At 38.1% G+C, this 18,406-nt stretch carries 10 protein-coding genes, 2 tRNA genes and 3 rRNA genes; 13 read left to right on the top strand and 2 right to left on the bottom strand.

Going from position 1 to position 18,406, the window contains the following annotated elements:
- The first annotated feature begins 696 nt into the window (after window positions 1-696).
- The 7 genes from OZP11_RS00870 (at window position 697) to OZP11_RS00900 (ending at window position 7,033) form a co-directional block, all read left to right on the top strand.
- Window positions 697-2,210, top strand: a 16S ribosomal RNA gene (locus tag OZP11_RS00870).
- A gap of 127 nt (window positions 2,211-2,337) precedes the next feature.
- Window positions 2,338-2,411 (top strand) — tRNA-Ile (locus OZP11_RS00875).
- Between the two features lie 149 nt (window positions 2,412-2,560).
- Window positions 2,561-2,637, top strand: a tRNA-Ala gene (locus OZP11_RS00880).
- Between the two features lie 139 nt (window positions 2,638-2,776).
- Window positions 2,777-5,658, top strand: a 23S ribosomal RNA gene (locus tag OZP11_RS00885).
- Between the two features lie 181 nt (window positions 5,659-5,839).
- Window positions 5,840-5,949: ribosomal RNA gene (gene rrf, locus OZP11_RS00890) — 5S ribosomal RNA — on the top strand.
- Together the 16S, 23S and 5S rRNA genes with 2 tRNA genes alongside form the textbook arrangement of a ribosomal RNA operon.
- Window positions 5,950-6,135: 186 nt before the next feature.
- Window positions 6,136-6,588, top strand: a complete 453-nt coding sequence (locus OZP11_RS00895) for a DUF1569 domain-containing protein (protein ID WP_281233359.1) — start codon at window positions 6,136-6,138, stop codon at window positions 6,586-6,588.
- A 133-nt stretch (window positions 6,589-6,721) separates the two neighbouring features.
- Window positions 6,722-7,033 carry a nuclear transport factor 2 family protein gene (locus OZP11_RS00900; protein ID WP_281233360.1) on the top strand — a complete coding sequence of 104 codons (312 nt, stop codon included), beginning with the start codon at window positions 6,722-6,724 and terminating at the stop codon, window positions 7,031-7,033.
- Between the two features lie 7 nt (window positions 7,034-7,040).
- On the opposite strand, the gene OZP11_RS00905 is transcribed toward OZP11_RS00900, so the two are convergent.
- The gene (locus OZP11_RS00905; RefSeq protein ID WP_281233361.1) at window positions 7,041-7,685 is read right to left on the bottom strand and encodes an endonuclease III domain-containing protein; all 645 of its coding nucleotides are present in this window, start codon (window positions 7,683-7,685) and stop codon (window positions 7,041-7,043) included.
- A gap of 47 nt (window positions 7,686-7,732) precedes the next feature.
- Window positions 7,733-8,599: an alpha/beta hydrolase gene (locus OZP11_RS00910; protein WP_281233362.1), complete on the bottom strand. Its 867-nt coding sequence runs from the start codon at window positions 8,597-8,599 to the stop codon at window positions 7,733-7,735.
- A gap of 114 nt (window positions 8,600-8,713) precedes the next feature.
- Here OZP11_RS00910 and OZP11_RS00915 point away from each other — a divergent pair, with 114 nt between their 5' ends.
- The 6 genes from OZP11_RS00915 to OZP11_RS00940 all read left to right on the top strand — a co-directional run bounded on the left by OZP11_RS00915 (window position 8,714) and on the right by OZP11_RS00940 (window position 18,404).
- Complete coding sequence (locus tag OZP11_RS00915) at window positions 8,714-10,141, top strand: glycogen synthase (protein ID WP_281233363.1); 1,428 nt, start codon at window positions 8,714-8,716, stop codon at window positions 10,139-10,141.
- Window positions 10,131-11,411, top strand: a complete 1,281-nt coding sequence (locus OZP11_RS00920) for a glucose-1-phosphate adenylyltransferase (RefSeq protein ID WP_281233364.1) — start codon at window positions 10,131-10,133, stop codon at window positions 11,409-11,411. The genes OZP11_RS00915 and OZP11_RS00920 overlap by 11 nt, the downstream gene beginning before the upstream one ends.
- Before the next feature lie 110 nt (window positions 11,412-11,521).
- Window positions 11,522-13,426, top strand: a complete 1,905-nt coding sequence (glgB, locus tag OZP11_RS00925) for a 1,4-alpha-glucan branching protein GlgB (protein WP_281233365.1) — start codon at window positions 11,522-11,524, stop codon at window positions 13,424-13,426.
- A 203-nt stretch (window positions 13,427-13,629) separates the two neighbouring features.
- Window positions 13,630-16,029, top strand: a complete 2,400-nt coding sequence (locus tag OZP11_RS00930; RefSeq protein ID WP_281233366.1) for a glycoside hydrolase family 31 protein — start codon at window positions 13,630-13,632, stop codon at window positions 16,027-16,029.
- Window positions 16,030-16,115: 86 nt separating this feature from the next.
- The gene (locus OZP11_RS00935; RefSeq protein WP_281233367.1) at window positions 16,116-16,928 is read left to right on the top strand and encodes a M48 family metallopeptidase; all 813 of its coding nucleotides are present in this window, start codon (window positions 16,116-16,118) and stop codon (window positions 16,926-16,928) included.
- Between the two features lie 150 nt (window positions 16,929-17,078).
- Window positions 17,079-18,404 (top strand): MFS transporter, encoded by a 1,326-nt coding sequence (locus OZP11_RS00940; protein WP_281233368.1) that lies wholly within the window; start codon window positions 17,079-17,081, stop codon window positions 18,402-18,404.
- Window positions 18,405-18,406 lie beyond the last annotated feature (2 nt).

Consider the following 18,406-nt stretch of genomic DNA (forward strand, 5'->3'; position numbering starts at 1 on the left):
CTGTGAAATGAGTTTTGCTAATAGTTTTTTGGAAAAAGACGGGATTTAAAAAGATAAAGAATCACCTTAAAAGAGGTCAAAAGAATAAGAACTCCTCAAAATCGAGGGTCTGAAACCATCCCCAAATAATAAAAAAGGTAACAAAAGAGGAAAAATCCTGCATAAGATACAAAATAATTAAAATGTAAAAACACTGTTATCAGTTAGTTAAGAAAAAGAGTAAAAAAAGATTAAAAAAACTCTTGAAAAAAGCTTGTTTAAGCGGAAAAAGGTTCTACTTTTGCACCCGCAACAGCGAAAAACGCTCTTCGAAATACTGACAAGGATTTGAATTAAGAGAGGAAGAAAATTTCTTGAAAAAAAAGATTCAAAAAAGCTTGTGAGATTTGAAAATGCTTTTTACATTTGCACCCCGCAAAACACTGAAAGTTCCTTGAGAGATTGATAAGAGAGATTAGAAAACGAGACGAAAAAAAAGTTTCAAAATTTTTTAAATTTTTCTTGCCAGAAACAAAAAGAATTTTTAGTTTTGCACCCGCTTTGAGAAACAAGCGATAAAGATTAAAAGAATACGTTCGTAGACATATTGAATTGACAGCTGTCCCGATTACTCGGGACATAAAAAATAAGAGTAATAGAATTGAGAGATTCGAGAAGAACCGATAGAATCTGCATCGCATAATAATATAAAAATATACGATGAAGAGTTTGATCCTGGCTCAGGATGAACGCTAGCGGCAGGCTTAACACATGCAAGTCGAGGGGTATGCTTCTTCGGAAGCAGAGACCGGCGCACGGGTGCGTAACGCGTATGCAATCTGCCTTTCACAGAGGGATAGCCCAGAGAAATTTGGATTAATACCTCATAGTATTACGACCCGGCATCGGGATGTAATTAAAGTCACAACGGTGAAAGATGAGCATGCGTCCCATTAGCTAGTTGGTAAGGTAACGGCTTACCAAGGCTACGATGGGTAGGGGTCCTGAGAGGGAGATCCCCCACACTGGTACTGAGACACGGACCAGACTCCTACGGGAGGCAGCAGTGAGGAATATTGGTCAATGGACGCAAGTCTGAACCAGCCATGCCGCGTGCAGGATGACGGTCCTATGGATTGTAAACTGCTTTTGTACGAGAAGAAACACTGATTCGTGAATCAGCTTGACGGTATCGTAAGAATAAGGATCGGCTAACTCCGTGCCAGCAGCCGCGGTAATACGGAGGATCCAAGCGTTATCCGGAATCATTGGGTTTAAAGGGTCCGTAGGCGGTCTTGTAAGTCAGTGGTGAAAGCCCATCGCTCAACGGTGGAACGGCCATTGATACTGCTGGACTTGAATTATTAGGAAGTAACTAGAATATGTAGTGTAGCGGTGAAATGCTTAGATATTACATGGAATACCAATTGCGAAGGCAGGTTACTACTAATTTATTGACGCTGATGGACGAAAGCGTGGGGAGCGAACAGGATTAGATACCCTGGTAGTCCACGCTGTAAACGATGGATACTAGCTGTTGGGCGCAAGTTCAGTGGCTAAGCGAAAGTGATAAGTATCCCACCTGGGGAGTACGAACGCAAGTTTGAAACTCAAAGGAATTGACGGGGGCCCGCACAAGCGGTGGAGCATGTGGTTTAATTCGATGATACGCGAGGAACCTTACCAAGGCTTAAATGCAGACTGACCGATTTGGAAACAGATCTTTCGCAAGACAGTTTACAAGGTGCTGCATGGTTGTCGTCAGCTCGTGCCGTGAGGTGTCAGGTTAAGTCCTATAACGAGCGCAACCCCTGTTGTTAGTTGCCAGCGAGTAATGTCGGGAACTCTAACAAGACTGCCAGTGCAAACTGTGAGGAAGGTGGGGATGACGTCAAATCATCACGGCCCTTACGCCTTGGGCTACACACGTGCTACAATGGCCGGTACAGAGAGCAGCCACCTCGCGAGAGGGAGCGAATCTATAAAGCCGGTCACAGTTCGGATCGGAGTCTGCAACTCGACTCCGTGAAGCTGGAATCGCTAGTAATCGGATATCAGCCATGATCCGGTGAATACGTTCCCGGGCCTTGTACACACCGCCCGTCAAGCCATGGAAGCTGGGGGTGCCTGAAGTCGGTGACCGCAAGGAGCTGCCTAGGGTAAAACTGGTAACTAGGGCTAAGTCGTAACAAGGTAGCCGTACCGGAAGGTGCGGCTGGAACACCTCCTTTCTAGAGCCTTAGTGTTAGCTTTAATGAGCACGCTTAGGAAATAAGATGCAGGAAATTGAGGTTCTGAATCTGAGATTGTATTACTCTTGCTGTTAATTTAAAAAAATGAAAGAATTAAGTAAAACAGAGTCTCGTAGCTCAGCTGGTTAGAGTACTACACTGATAATGTAGGGGTCGGCAGTTCGAGTCTGCCCGGGACTACTTTTTTAAGCTTCTTGATTAAAAATTAAGAATTAAAAATTAAAAAAGACTGTTAGCTTAATAAAAAAAAGGAAATTTTAGAAGTTGAAAGATTAAAGGATCAAAAGTTCATAATTTTTAATTCACGATTTTTAATTTTTAATTAAAATGGGGGATTAGCTCAGCTGGCTAGAGCGCCTGCCTTGCACGCAGGAGGTCAACGGTTCGACTCCGTTATTCTCCACCATCCCGATAAATAGGGAAAAAGTTCATTGACATATTGAGATAAGAAAATAATAAGAAAGTAGAAAGCGTTTTTTGTTATAGTAGAAATACAAAGACAGAAAACAAAAAAAAACGGTCTCATTGTAATAATGAGATTGGTACAATAAGCAAAATAAGGGCGTATGGGGAATGCCTAGGCTCTCAGAGGCGATGAAGGACGTGATAAGCTGCGAAAAGCTGCGGGGACTGGCACACACAGATTGATCCGCAGATATCCGAATGGGGCAACCCGTTATATTGAAGATATAACACACCGATAGGTGGGCAAACCCGCTGAACTGAAACATCTAAGTAGGCGGAGGAGAAGAAAACAAAAGTGATTCCGTAAGTAGTGGCGAGCGAACGCGGATTAGCCCAAACCAATGTTGTTACGGCATCATTGGGGTTGTAGGACCGCGACATTTTATGCACAAGGAACCGGAAGTTTCTGGAAAGGAACGCCATAGAGGGTGACAGCCCCGTATGGGTAACAAGTGTAATAGATAGCGGTATCCTGAGTAGGGCGGGGCACGTGAAACCCTGTCTGAATTTGGCGGGACCATCCGCTAAGGCTAAATACTCCTGAGAGACCGATAGTGAACCAGTACCGTGAGGGAAAGGTGAAAAGAACCGTGAATAACGGAGTGAAATAGATCCTGAAACCATACGCTTACAAGCGGTCGGAGCCCTTTCGTGGGGTGACGGCGTGCCTTTTGCATAATGAGCCTACGAGTTAACGCTGCTGGCAAGGATAAGTACTTCAGGTATGGATCCGCAGCGAAAGCGAGTCTGAATAGGGCGCTTTAGTCAGTAGTGTTAGACGCGAAACCGTGTGATCTACCCATGGGCAGGTTGAAGCTGTGGTAACACACAGTGGAGGACCGAACCGGTTGACGTTGAAAAGTCTTCGGATGACCTGTGGGTAGGGGTGAAAGGCCAATCAAACTCGGAAATAGCTCGTACTCCCCGAAATGCATTTAGGTGCAGCGTTAGTTATAAAGTTATATAGAGGTAGAGCTACTGATTGGATGCGGGGGCTTCACCGCCTACCAATTCCTGACAAACTCCGAATGCTGTATAATGTTCACTAACAGTGAGGGCTTGGGTGCTAAGGTCCAAGTCCGAGAGGGAAAGAACCCAGACCATCAGCTAAGGTCCCCAAATATATGCTAAGTTGAAAGAACGAGGTTTGTCTGCCCAGACAGCTAGGATGTTGGCTTGGAAGCAGCCATTCATTTAAAGAGTGCGTAACAGCTCACTAGTCGAGCGGACGAGCATGGATAATAATCGGGCATAAGCATATTACCGAAGCTATGGATTTGACGTAAGTCAAGTGGTAGGGGAGCATTCCAACAGGGTTGAAGGTGTATCGTAAGGTATGCTGGACCGGTTGGAAAAGAAAATGTAGGCATAAGTAACGATAATGCGGGCGAGAAACCCGCACACCGAAAAACTAAGGTTTCCACAGCTATGCTAATCAGCTGTGGGTTAGTCTGGTCCTAAGGCGAACCCGAAAGGGACAGTCGATGGCTAACGGGTTAATATTCCCGTACTACTAATTACTGTGATGGGGTGACGGAGTGATGAAAGCGCCGCGAACTGACGGAATAGTTCGTTGAAGTACCTAGCTATAGGTCCTGTAGTAAAATGCGCAGGAACTGGTGAAATACGATAGTACTCGGAGTCTTCGGACAAAGAGATAGTGCGCCTAAGGGCTTCCAAGAAAAACCTCTAAACTTCAGGTAGTTAGTACCAGTACCGTAAACCGACACAGGTAGTTGAGGAGAGAATCCTAAGGTGCTCGAGAGATTCATGGCTAAGGAATTAGGCAAAATAGACCTGTAACTTCGGGAGAAAGGTCGCCCCGAGCAATCGGGGCCGCAGTGAAAAGGTCCAGGCGACTGTTTATCAAAAACACAGGGCTCTGCAAAATCGTAAGATGACGTATAGGGCCTGACACCTGCCCGGTGCTGGAAGGTTAAGAGGAGATGTTATCTTCGGAGAAGCATTGAATTGAAGCCCCAGTAAACGGCGGCCGTAACTATAACGGTCCTAAGGTAGCGAAATTCCTTGTCGGGTAAGTTCCGACCTGCACGAATGGTGTAACGATCTGGACACTGTCTCAGCCATGAGCTCGGTGAAATTGTAGTAACGGTGAAGATGCCGTTTACCCGCAGTGGGACGAAAAGACCCTGTGCACCTTTACTATAGCTTAGTATTGACCTTGGATAAATGATGTGTAGGATAGGTTGGAGACTGTGAAGCGGCGTCGCCAGGCGTTGTGGAGTCATTGTTGAAATACAACCCTTTGTTTATCTGAGGCCTAACCCCGCGATGTGGGGGACAGTGCTTGGTGGGTAGTTTGACTGGGGTGGTCGCCTCCAAAAGAGTAACGGAGGCTTCTAAAGGTTCCCTCAGTACGCTTGGTAACCGTGCGTAGAGTGCAATGGCATAAGGGAGCTTGACTGAGAGACATACAGGTCGATCAGGTACGAAAGTAGAGCATAGTGATCCGGTGGTTCCGCATGGAAGGGCCATCGCTCAAAGGATAAAAGGTACGCCGGGGATAACAGGCTGATCTCCCCCAAGAGCTCATATCGACGGGGGGGTTTGGCACCTCGATGTCGGCTCGTCACATCCTGGGGCTGGAGAAGGTCCCAAGGGTTGGGCTGTTCGCCCATTAAAGTGGCACGCGAGCTGGGTTCAGAACGTCGTGAGACAGTTCGGTCTCTATCTACTGCGGGCGTTAGAAATTTGAGTGGATCTGATTCTAGTACGAGAGGACCGAATTGGACAAACCTCTAGTGTATCTGTTGTCCCGCCAGGGGCACCGCAGAGTAGCTACGTTTGGAAGGGATAAGCGCTGAAAGCATATAAGCGCGAAACCCACCACAAGATGAGATTTCTTTTAAGGATCGTGGAAGATGACCACGTTGATAGGCTATAGATGTAAAGGCAGTAATGTCATAGTCGAGTAGTACTAATAATCCGTAAGCTTATGTACACCCTTTTCCTCTCTCGTCCCAGACGAGAGAGGAGGAAACTTTCTAAAGTATGCTTATTGTGTTTCTTTATCTCAGTATGTTAAAATATTTGCTCGACGCAGAGCAGTGACTAGTAGATAGTAACTAGTGACTAGGTTAAAACCTAATTACTAAGCACTATACACTAATTACTAACAACCTTAAGGTGGTTATTGCGGCGGGGCTCACCTCTTCCCATCCCGAACAGAGAAGTTAAGCCCGCCTGCGCAGATGGTACTGCAGTTTTGTGGGAGAGTATGTCGTCGCCTTTCTTTTGAAAAACCCTATCCAATAATGGATAGGGTTTTTTGTTTTTACAGTTTTTTTTGAAAACATACCTCACTTACAGATTCTTAAGGGATCTATTAATGTATTTTATTTATCTTTCTTCTATAATCTGTCAGGTAAAACTAAAGAATAATTCCATATTTTTGTTTTAACCATTTTAAAACTTAATTATGAAAAATATTTTCTCTAAAACTGATTCAGAAGAGTTTATTGATCGTATTAATCAGTTAGGTGTTGATTCCCAGCCTCTTTGGGGTAAAATGTCTGTTGATCAGATGTTGGCGCATTGTAACGTAATGTATGAAATGGTATACGAGAACATTCATCCAAAGCCAAATGCTTTTTTACGATTTATACTAAAATCATTTGTAAAAAGTAAGGTTGTTAATGAAACTTCGTATTCTAGAAATATCCGTACGGCTCCTCAATTTATTATTACCGGAGATCGTGATTTTCAAATTGAAAAAGAAAGGCTTATTAGATATATTACGAAAACCCAGGAATTAGGAACAAATGAGTTTGAAGGTAAGGAATCTCTTTCTTTTGGCAGACTAACTTCTAAAGAATGGAGTAATATGTTTGCAAAGCATTTAGATCATCATTTTTCTCAATTTAATGTTTAAATTTTCTTGTATGAGGAGTTTTATGTTTTTATTTTTTTTGTTGACGGGATTAGTTGTTAATGCTCAGAAATCTGAAGTTCAAAAAACCATTGAATCTTTTTTTGTAGGTTTTCATCAAAAGGATTCAATTAAAATGAAAGCGGTTTGTTCTGATAATATTATTTTGCAGTCTATTAATGAAAGTGCTGTAAAAGGAAATAAATTGAATAATGAGAACTCAAAAGATTTCTATAAATCTCTCACGTCAATTCCGTCAAACATTAAATTTCAGGAGAAAATATTGAGTTATTCTATTCAGATTGATGGTGCTATGGCGCATGCCTGGACGCCGTATGAATTTTATATGAATGATAAGCTAAGCCATTCTGGTGTGAATGCTTTTACGTTGTTTAAAGAAAATGATTCCTGGAAAATCATTTATGTAATTGATACCCGAAGAAAATAATTTTTTATTATGCTACTTCTGCTGCATAATAAAGGCAGATACCTGTTAATAAACATTCGGAACATTTTGGTTTTGGTCTGCAGGTTTCTCTGCCCAAAAAGGAAATAGCCATTCCAATTTCTGACCAGATATTCTTTGGAAGAACCTGCATCATATCTTTTTCGATTTTATTTCCATCTTTACTTTCTTTGATAATTCCTATTCTTGGAGCAACACGTATTACATGTAAATCTGCAATAATACCTTCGGCAGGTTTATTTGTTTCTCTTAAAATGACATTAGCAGATTTTCTTCCTACACCTTTTAAGGCTGTTAATCCCTGCATAGTTAATGGAATATCTTTATCATTTTTGATAGTTTCGGCAATTTCTAAAATCCATTTGGCCTTAGTTACATAATTGCGGACTTTGTTGATATAAGGAAGCAAGGAATCAAAATCAGTTTTGGCAAGGCTGTTTAAAGTTGGAAATTTTTCAAATAATGTGGGAGAAATAGCATTGATATTAGCATCTGAATCCTGAGCGGATAGAATAACCATTATTAAAAGCTGGTAAGTATTTTGATAATCCAAAGGATGTTTTTTTCCTTTATATTTCTTTAGAATGGGTTTTAATTTAGTTTCCCAGTTTGACGATTCTCCAAATAAATCCATTTTAAATAATTTAGTGTATTGATAGTTAGGTTTTTATGTGATTAAAGTTAGTTTTTTTTGATGAATTTGAGAGTTTCTTTGATAACATTTTGATTTCCTAATATTTTTCTATGTCCTAAGCCTTCAGTCAAAAACAAGGTGCCTTTTTCGAGATTTTCATGAATATGTATTCCGGCTTTAACCGGAACTTCGGGATCATCTTTATCATGTATTACTAAAACAGGAATTTTTACTTTTTGTGCAGCTCGATAAGCAGAAAAATCATCCATTTTTAGTTGGTATTTTTCTTCAAAAAGATTTTGTAAATGATCAGCAATGTCTTTTTTTAATCTCAATTTAGAAATGAATTCATTCAGAATATCCTGAACGATATCACCGCTTCCGATAATTACTGCACTATTTACATTTAATTCGTTTTTAATTGCATTTAAAACAGACATTCCTCCTAATGAATGTCCAATTGCGGACTCAAATGGTCCGAATTCTTTTTCAAGTTGTAATATCGAAGCTATAAACTCAGACATTATGGTGGTTTGACCTTTTGATTTTCCATGTGCGGGAGCGTCAAAACTTATGACAGAATAACCATTTTCTACTAATGCATCAGCAATCTTAAAAAGCTGTGTCCCTCTTCCTGACCAGCCGTGAACAAGTATAATTTTACGTTTACTTTCACCATAAGAATAGGTTATAATATGTTTATCAATAGCCGGAATGTAAATTTCTTTTTGCACGCTTTTCGCATCCATTTCAAATTCTCGTTTGGGAACTTTATGCTTTACAGGCGTTGTAAATACTCTGGCAGCAAATCTGGTAACCAGTTTTGTAGAGATAAATGCGCAGATTTTCGCAGATATTATAATTATTGCTGGAATTTTTAATGATTTAGTAGGATTATTTGTCTTTTTTGCCATTTCGATAAAACGTATTTTAAATCAGAACTTTAGTTATTTTTTGCTAAATTTAAAGAACATAAAAGTAGCATATAAATGATTGCTTCTTAAAGATAATCACAAATTAATTTCTGAATGGAGATATTTCATATTAGTGCAGAATGTTACCCTGTGGCAAAAGTTGGCGGTTTAGCCGATGTTGTGGGTGCACTGCCAAAATATCAAAAAACTGCGGGACATGATCTAAGAGTTGTAGTTCCGTGTTATGATACAAAATTTCGAAATGAAAATGAGTTTGAATGTGTTCATTGGGGAACCGTTAAACTGGGAAATTTTAATTTTCCGTTTAGTGTTTTAAAAGAATCTTCAAATAAGCTTGGATATGAACTATACCTGATCGAAATTAATGAGTTATTCAATCGTCCGAATGTGTATGGATATGAAGATGATATCGAAAGGTTTTTGTCTTTTCAGATTGCTGTGTTAGACTGGATTTTGGCCCGAAACCAAATTCCGGATGTTATTAATTGTCATGATCATCATACAGGATTAATTCCGTTTTTGCTTCAGTTTGCTTTTAAGTATAAAAATCTGCAGCATGTAAAAACGGTTATTACTATTCATAATGGATTGTATCAGGGTTGGTTTGGTTTTGATAAGCTGTATTATCTGCCGGAATTCGATCTTAGGCATGTGGGATTTTTGGAATGGAACAACTGCATTAATTCTCTGGCGGTTGGTGTGAAATGTGCAAATGCAGTAACAACAGTTTCTCCGAGCTATTTAAATGAAATTAACTATGCAGCAAATGGTTTGGAATCTTTATTTAATTCTGTACGGAAAAAATCAAGAGGTATTTTAAACGGAATTGACATTGAAGTTTGGAATCCGCTGCATGATCACATGATTTCTGAAAATTATTCGATTGAAAATTTTGAATTCGGGAAACAGAAAAATAAAGAAAAATTATGCGGGCAGTTCGATTTAGATCCTTCAAAACCGCTTTTTAGTTTCATTGGACGTTTGTTTGAAGAAAAAGGCGGGGATTTACTGCCGCAAGCTTCTGCTCAGGCTTTGTCCGAGCATTTTGGAAATATCAATATACTGATTTTAGGTTCTGGAAATTCAGAAATTGAATCTAAACTGACACAACTAAGAAATGATTATAAAGGAAACTACAATGTTTTTATAGGGTATAATGAAGAATTGGCGCATTTGATTTATGCAGGTTCAGATTATATTTTAATGCCGTCGAGAGTTGAACCGTGTGGTTTAAACCAAATGTACGCGATGCGTTACGGAACTATTCCGATTGTTAGACGAACAGGGGGATTGCGAGATACTGTAATTGATTTTGGAGATAATGGAAACGGAGTCTGCCACGATCAGGCTTCGGCTGCCGATATCTGTTATTCTATAAATCGTGCCGTGAAGTTGTATGAGGATAAAGTAAGTTTTAATACTGTTTTAAAAAGAGGAATGGCTGCAGATCATTCCTGGGAAAGAGTGTGTCAAGAATATATCGAAATATACAACTTAATAATTCAGCAAAATGAAATTTAAAAAGAAAAATGTAGTTGCCATTATTTTAGGAGGAGGACAGGGATCACGTTTGTTCCCATTAACACAAACAAGGTCTAAACCGGCTGTACCAATTGGAGGGAAATACCGTTTGGTTGATATTCCGATTTCTAATTGTATCAATTCTGATATTTTTAAGATATTTGTTTTGACACAGTTTAACTCGGCATCTTTAAATGCTCATATTAAAAACACTTTTAATTTTAGTATTCTAAGCCAGTCTTTTGTAGATATTCTGGCGGCAGAACAGACTCCTGACAATCCAACCTGGTTTCAGGGAACTGCAGATGCTGTGAGGCAGTGTATGTCACATTTTTTGAAACATGATTTTGACCATGCTTTAATTTTATCCGGAGATCAATTGTATCAGATGGATTTTAACGAAATGCTCGAAGCGCATATCGCTGCTGATGCCGAAATTTCTATAGCAACTTTACCTGTAAACGCTAAAGATGCACCGGAGTTTGGAATCCTGAAAACAGATCATGAAAATAATATTCATGCCTTTATAGAAAAACCAGATGCTTCGTTACTGCCTGAATGGGAATCTGATGTAAGCGAACAAATGCAGGAAAAGGGTAAAAAATATCTTGCCTCGATGGGGATTTATATTTTCAATAAATCATTATTGCAGGAATTAATGGCCAATCCTGAGACAAAAGATTTTGGTAAAGAAATTATTCCACAGGCTGTTGGAAAACATAAAATATTAAGTTTTCAGTATGAAGGATACTGGACAGATATTGGAAATATTGAATCGTTCTTTGAAGCCAATATTGGTTTAACGGCTGATATTCCTGAGTTTAACTTATTTGATAACGAAAATAAAATTTTCACTAGACCAAGGTTACTGCCTCCTTCAAAATTTAGAAATTCGATTATCAATCAGTCTTTAATTTCTGAAGGATGCATTATAAATGCGAAAGAAATTAAGAGTTCTGTAATTGGTATTCGTTCTAGAATTGGTGAAGGAACTGTTTTGGAGAACTGTTATGTAATGGGGAACGATTTTTATCAGGATCTTGAGGAATTAAACCAGGAAAGCAGTATCAATAAGATTCATGTTGGTATTGGCGAAAATTGTTATATTAAAAATGCTTTGATTGATAAAAATGTGCGTATTGGCAATAACGTGCATATTTCGGGCGGAAAACATCTCGACAATTTCAGCAACGATTTTTATAGTATCAAGGACGGAATTGTGGTAGTTAAAAAAGGAGTAACGCTTTCGGACAATTTTAGAATCGAATAGCTTTAGTAAAATCCCAATTTTTTAAATTGTTTCGCCTGTTCGCTGCCGTCCGGGTGCAAATTCAAGACTGAAATACAATCGCAAATTCAATTATTTTCTAAGAAATCCATATGACTAAAGTAATCGCACATTCTCTATTTACAGATTTTGATATAGACTTATTTAAAGCAGGTAAACACTTCAGATTATATGAAAAACTGGGAGCGCATTTAATCGAAATAAATGGAGTGAAGGGCGTTTATTTTGCTGTTTGGGCACCCACTGCACAATCTGTTTCTGTTGTTGGCGATTTTAATTACTGGACACAAGGAGAACATAATTTAAATGTTCGCTGGGATTCTTCGGGAATCTGGGAAGGATTTATTCCTGACATTTCAAAAGGAGCTCTTTATAAGTATAAAATTCAGTCGAATATCAATGGGACAATTACAGAAAAAGCAGATCCTTTTGCTTTGTATTGCGAAAAACCGCCTCATACAGCTTCTGTAGTTTGGGATTTAGATTATAGTTGGAAAGACCAAAAATGGATGGAAAATCGAAAACAGAATACCGGTTTAGATAAACCTTATTCAGTTTACGAGGTACACTTAGGTTCCTGGAAACGCGCAGATCATAATAGGTTTTTGAGTTATTTAGAACTGGCTGATGATTTGGTGAAATATGTAAAAGAAACCGGTTTTACACACGTGGAGTTTATGCCGGTTATGGAATATCCTTATGATCCATCGTGGGGATACCAGTTAACGGGGTACTTTGCACCAACTTCCCGTTTTGGGAAACCGCAGGATTTTATGGTTTTGGTCGACAGGCTGCATCAGGAAGGAATTGGTGTGATTCTGGATTGGGTTCCGTCGCATTTTCCTGATGACTCTCATGGTTTGGGTTTCTTTGACGGATCGCATCTTTATGAACATCCGGATCGTAGAAAAGGGTATCATCCGGATTGGAAAAGCCTTGTTTTTAATTATGGCAGAAATGAAGTGCGTGCTTTTTTAATTAGTAACGCTGTGTTTTGGCTTCAAAATTACCATGTTGACGGTTTACGTGTCGATGCTGTTGCTTCGATGCTTTATCTGGATTATTCAAGAAAAGAAGGCGAATGGGAAGCCAATATTTATGGCGGAAGGGAAAATTTAGACTCCATAAGTTTTCTTAAAGAATTTAATGAAGTGGTCTATGCTAATTTTGATGGAGTTCAAACTATTGCAGAAGAAAGCACCTCATTTCCGATGGTTTCAAGACCTGTCTTTGCAGGAGGTTTAGGTTTTGGGATGAAATGGATGATGGGCTGGATGCATGATACACTGAAGTATTTTGAAAAAGAAACTGTTTATCGAAAGTACCATCAAAATGAACTGACTTTTTCGATGACGTATGCTTTTACCGAAAATTTTATGCTTCCGTTTTCTCATGACGAAGTGGTTCATGGGAAAAAATCTCTTATTTATAGAATGCCAGGCGATGAATGGCAGAGATTTGCTAACTTGAGATTGCTGTATGGTTATATGTTTACGCATCCCGGAACAAAATTATTGTTTATGGGGGCTGAGTTTGGACAGACAGGCGAATGGAATTTCGAACAAAGTCTGGATTGGCATTTGCTTCAGTATGATTTTCATTCAGGTATAAAAAGACTGATTACAGATTTGAATTTCTTGTACAAATCGCAGCCTGCGCTGTATGAAAAGCAATTTACAGGAGATGGTTTCGAATGGATTAACTATTCGGATCATCAAAATGCGATTTTGACATATATTCGAAAGGGAAATAATCCGGATGAAAATATCATTGTTGCAGCCAATTTTACTCAGGTTGTAAGAGAAAATTATCGTATAGGAATTCCTAAGAAAGGAAAACTTAAAGAAATCTTCAATAGTGACGCCGTTGTATATGGCGGAAGCGGTATTGGAAATTCAGATGCAATAGAAACAGAATCAGTTTCTTATGATGGAAGGGCGTTTTCTGCATCCCTTATTCTTCCTCCTTTGGGTATTGTCATTTATTCTTTGGTTTAGAAAAAATCTTACAATTTGTTTGTAAAGTGAGATTTTGTCATTATATCAATTTTAAATTATCGAATTGTCGATTTTTTAGACGTTAGTTTACCACTCGTTCAGAAAAAACGTTTTCGTGAATAAACCTTTTATTCATAGGGCTTTACGAACTTTTTTTGTATGTTTGAAAGAAAGACAAGTTATAAATTAATTTCATTGGAGATATGATTACAAATACATCATTAGAATACAAAGGCAATTTATATCCATCAAAAATTGTCTCTTACAGCCATGAGGGAGATGCGATTTTTTTCAATACAGATAATAATGTCATTTTAAAAGTCACAATCCTTAGAGATAGTTTAATTCGGTTTCGTTATACAACGAAGGGCTATTTTAGTAATGATTTTTCGTATGCCATTGATAAAACACAGCTTCACGGTTATAATTTTCTCGAAGTTACAGAAGAGGAAACCTTTTATCAGATTAGAACCAGTAAAGTAAAATGTAAAATTCAGAAATCTGATTTACGTGTTTATATTTATGATTTGAATGATTTCCTGATTTTGGAAGATGAGCTGGGCTTTCATTGGGAAGAAAGTTATGAATACGGCGGAAATATCGTAAAAATGAGTAAATCTTCTAAAGACGGTGAATGTTTCTACGGTCTGGGAGATAAAGCTACTCAAATGAACTTAAAAGGTAAAAGGGTCGAAAATTTTGCTACTGACCAATATGCTTATCAAAAAGATCAGGAACCTTTATATAAAGTAGTTCCTTTTTATATAGGATTGCACAACAAACAATCTTACGGTATTTTCTTCGATAATACTTTTAGGACTTTCTTTGATTTTTGTCAGGAAAGAAGAAATGTTACAAGTTTTTGGGCAGAAGGCGGCGAAATGAATTATTATTTCGTTTACGGTCCGCAGATGCAGGATGTTGTTACAACGTATACTGATTTAACGGGTAAACCTGAATTACCGCCGCTTTGGGTATTAGGTTACCACCAGTGTAAATGGAGTTACTATCCTGAAAGTAAAGTAAAAGAAATTACTTCAAAATTCAGGGAACTTCAGATTCCGTGCGATGCCATTTATCTGGATATTGATTATATGGAGGGCTTTCGATGTTTTACATGGAATAAAAACTATTTTCCAGACCCCAAAAGAATGGTGGCTGAATTAGCCGAAGATGGTTTTAAAACGATCGTGATCATTGATCCGGGAATTAAAATTGATAAAAACTACTGGGTTTATCAGGAAGCTTTAGAAAAGGATTATTTCTGTAAAAGAGCTGATGGTCCTTACATGAAAGGAAAAGTTTGGCCGGGAGAATGTAATTTTCCTGATTACACAAATCCCGTAGTTAGAGAATGGTGGGCTGGTTTATTTAAAGAATTAATTTCAGATATTGGAGTAAAAGGAGTCTGGAACGATATGAACGAACCGGCTGTTATGGAAGTGCCAAATAAAACTTTTCCAATGGATGTCCGACACGTTTATGACGGAAATCCATGCAGCCACAGAAAAGCGCACAATATTTACGGAACCCAGATGGCAAGAGCAACGTATCATGGTGTAAAGCGTTTCGCTTATCCTAAACGTCCTTTTGTTATTACAAGATCTGCTTATGCGGGTGCGCAGCGTTATACATCGTCATGGACTGGTGATAATGTGGCGACATGGGAGCATTTATGGATTGCCAATATTCAGGTACAGCGATTGTCAATTTCCGGAATGGGATTTACAGGATCTGATATTGGAGGTTTTGCTGAACAGCCAACAGGCGAGTTATACGCACGATGGATTCAGTTAGGTGTTTTTCATCCGTTTTGCAGAACACATTCTTCCGGAGATCACGGAAATCAGGAACCTTGGGCTTTTGATGAAGAAGTAATCAATATCACACGTAAATTCGTAAGTCTGAGATATCAGTTATTACCTTATTTATATACCATGTTCTGGCAATATATAGAGGAAGGAATCCCAATGTTAAAACCTTTGGTTTATTATGATCAGGATGATACACAAACGCATTATCGCAATGATGAATTTATATTTGGAAACCAAATTTTAGTTTGTCCGATACTTGAACCTAATGCTGTAGGCCGACGTATGTATATTCCACGAGGTGAATGGTATAACTACTGGACAAATGAACTTTTTACTGGTGGAAGGGAAATCTGGATTGATACTAAATTTGATGAAATTCCGCTATTTGTAAAAGCCGGCGCAATTATTCCGAAATATCCGGTGCAGCAATATGTAGGCGAATTCGAATTTGATGAATTGACACTCGATGTTTATTACAAAAACGGTAAAGAAAAATCAGCTGTTTATGAAGATGCACAGGATGGATATGATTATAAAAAAGGCCGTTACAGTTATTTATCTTTAAGAACAATTGGTAAAGAAAAAGAACTGATAATTCAATTGCATAAAGAAGGTAAATACGATACACCGTATAGTAAATACAAGATTAATTTAATTGGTCTGCCGTTTAAAGTTTCAGAGATTGAAATCGACAATGAAAAAATAGATTTTGATAAAATAAATTTTGAAGTAAATAATTTCTTACTAGTTGATAAAGAGTTCAATGAACTGCATATTATTGGTGAATAAGTAAATTCTGATACGGTTGTTGAAAATTATATAAAATTTTAACTTTTTTTAATTGTATTTTTGCTTGTGTTTAAATTTTTAAAATCATGAAAAAACAATTAATTTCTGGTCTATTTGCTGCCGTTTTGGTGTGCAGCTGTGCGACAAATCCTGTAACAGGAAAAAAGAATTTAAATTTCGTTTCAAACAGCGAATTGTTTCCATCTTCTTTTCAGCAGTATAGTCAGTTTTTATCTGAAAATAAAGTTATAACCGGAACAGCAGATGCAAAACGTGTAGAAACGGTTGGGATTAAAATTAAGGCTGCGGCAGAAAAATACCTGACATATTTAGGGCAGTCACAATACTTAAAAGATTATCGATGGGAATATAAACTTGTCGATAACAAAGAAGTAAATGCGTGGTGTATGCCGGGAGGAAAAATCGTTGTGTATTCCGGAATTCTTCCTGTAACGCAGGATGAACCAGGTTTGGCAACTGTAATGGGGCATGAGGTTTCTCACGCATTGGCTAATCACGGAGCGCAGAGAATGAGTGCGGCACAATTGCAGCAGATAGGAGGTGCAGCTTTGGATGCAGCAACAAGTGCAAAATCTGAATCTACAAGACAAATATTTGCTCAGGCTTACGGAATTGGTTCAGAGGTAGGAGTAATGCTTCCTTTCAGCAGAAGCAACGAAAGTGAAGCAGATAAAATAGGTCTTACTTTAATGGCAATTGCAGGTTATAACCCTGAAGATGCTATCGCATTCTGGAGCAGAATGGCGGCTAAATCGGGCGGTTCAGGAACTCCTGAATTCATGAGTACACACCCTTCTGATGCAACCAGAATTGCCAATATAAAGGCTTTAATTCCTGAAGCTAAGGCTACGGCACTTAAAGTAGGAGTTATAAAATAAACGTAAATTTTATTATAAAATATCTTAAAAGCTATTCGTTTTCGGGTAGCTTTTTTTAGTTTATAATTTAATAATATACGAAACATACAATTTGTATTTGATTATCATAAAAATTGAATAAATTCGTAGCCTATTAACAAAATCATTTCAATGAAAAACCTGCAAAAAGGAGATAAAAAATTATTAAATGCCTGGGCATTTTATGATTGGGCAAATTCAGTTTATACACTTACAATTGCTTCGGCAGTATTTCCAATTTTTTATGAAGCTTTATTCAGCGATCGCGACCATTATATAGATGTTTTCGGGATGCACCTTAAAAATTCGGCTTTAATAAGTTTTATTACAGCGGCGGCTTTTTTGGTAGTTTCTTTTATTTCACCGTTATTATCCGGAATTGCGGATTATGTAGGAAATAAAAAATCTTTTATGAAATTTTTCTGTTACATGGGCGCATTGTCCTGTATGGGATTATACTGGTTTGATTTAGACAATATTTACGTTGGTTTATTATTTTATTTTCTGGGATTGCTGGGTTTCTGGGGAAGTTTGGTTTTCTACAATTCTTATCTGCCGGATATTGCATTTGAAGAACAACAGGATAAAATTAGTGCCAAAGGATATTCTTTAGGATATATAGGAAGCGTGATTTTGCTGATAATCAATTTAGCCATGATTATGAAACCAAAACTTTTTGGAATTACAGGAACAGATGGTGAAGCAGCAATGAAAGCTATGCGTTATTCATTTGTAATGGTAGGAGTATGGTGGATTCTTTTCAGCCAATACACTTATTATTATCTTCCAAAAGGAGGCAGCGGAAAAAGTCAGAAACTTACAAAAAATGTTCTGTTTAATGGATTTAAAGAACTTAAAAAAGTTTGGGCTTCATTACAGGATATTACTGCTTTAAAACGTTACTTAGGCGGCTTTTTTGTTTACAGCATGGCAGTACAGACTGTAATGCTCGTTGCTACTTACTTTGGGGCTCAGGAAATTAAGTGGGCATCGCCGGAAGAAAGTCAGACAGGATTGATTATCTGCATCTTATTAATTCAATTAGTGGCGGTTGTTGGTGCGGTGCTGACATCTAGAGCTTCTGCAAAATTTGGTAATATCCCAACCCTTATTGGTATTAATATTGTCTGGTTTGTTTTTTGTGTAATTGTTTATTTTATTTCCCTGCCGATACACTTTTATGTTATGGCCACTTTAGCGGGATTTGTAATGGGGGGAATTCAGGCATTATCCCGTTCTACTTATTCAAAATTGCTGCCTGAAACTGATGATACAACTTCGTTTTTTAGTTTTTATGATGTTGCAGAAAAAATAGGAATTGTAATTGGAATGTGCGTTTACGGAATTATCGATCAAATTACAGGAAGTCCACGTGCTGCAATTGTAATTTTAGGGGTCTTTTTCCTTACTGCTATTTTCCTTTTGACAAGAGTTCATAAAAAAGGCGTCTCAAATTAAGA

It is taken from the genome of Flavobacterium gelatinilyticum, from assembly GCF_027111295.1.
Lineage (GTDB): Bacteria > Bacteroidota > Bacteroidia > Flavobacteriales > Flavobacteriaceae > Flavobacterium > Flavobacterium gelatinilyticum.

Bases quoted from the DNA above. Each gene is read 5' to 3' on its own strand.
- OZP11_RS00905 (WP_281233361.1), bottom strand. From the start codon at position 7,685: ATGGATTTATTTGGAGAATCGTCAAACTGGGAAACTAAATTAAAACCC.
- OZP11_RS00920 (WP_281233364.1), top strand. From the start codon at position 10,131: ATGAAATTTAAAAAGAAAAATGTAGTTGCCATTATTTTAGGAGGAGGA.
- OZP11_RS00930 (WP_281233366.1), top strand. From the start codon at position 13,630: ATGATTACAAATACATCATTAGAATACAAAGGCAATTTATATCCATCA.
- OZP11_RS00895 (WP_281233359.1), top strand. From the start codon at position 6,136: ATGAAAAATATTTTCTCTAAAACTGATTCAGAAGAGTTTATTGATCGT.
- OZP11_RS00935 (WP_281233367.1), top strand. From the start codon at position 16,116: ATGAAAAAACAATTAATTTCTGGTCTATTTGCTGCCGTTTTGGTGTGC.
- OZP11_RS00900 (WP_281233360.1), top strand. From the start codon at position 6,722: ATGAAAGCGGTTTGTTCTGATAATATTATTTTGCAGTCTATTAATGAA.
- OZP11_RS00940 (WP_281233368.1), top strand. From the start codon at position 17,079: ATGAAAAACCTGCAAAAAGGAGATAAAAAATTATTAAATGCCTGGGCA.
- OZP11_RS00915 (WP_281233363.1), top strand. From the start codon at position 8,714: ATGGAGATATTTCATATTAGTGCAGAATGTTACCCTGTGGCAAAAGTT.
- glgB (WP_281233365.1), top strand. From the start codon at position 11,522: ATGACTAAAGTAATCGCACATTCTCTATTTACAGATTTTGATATAGAC.
- OZP11_RS00910 (WP_281233362.1), bottom strand. From the start codon at position 8,599: ATGGCAAAAAAGACAAATAATCCTACTAAATCATTAAAAATTCCAGCA.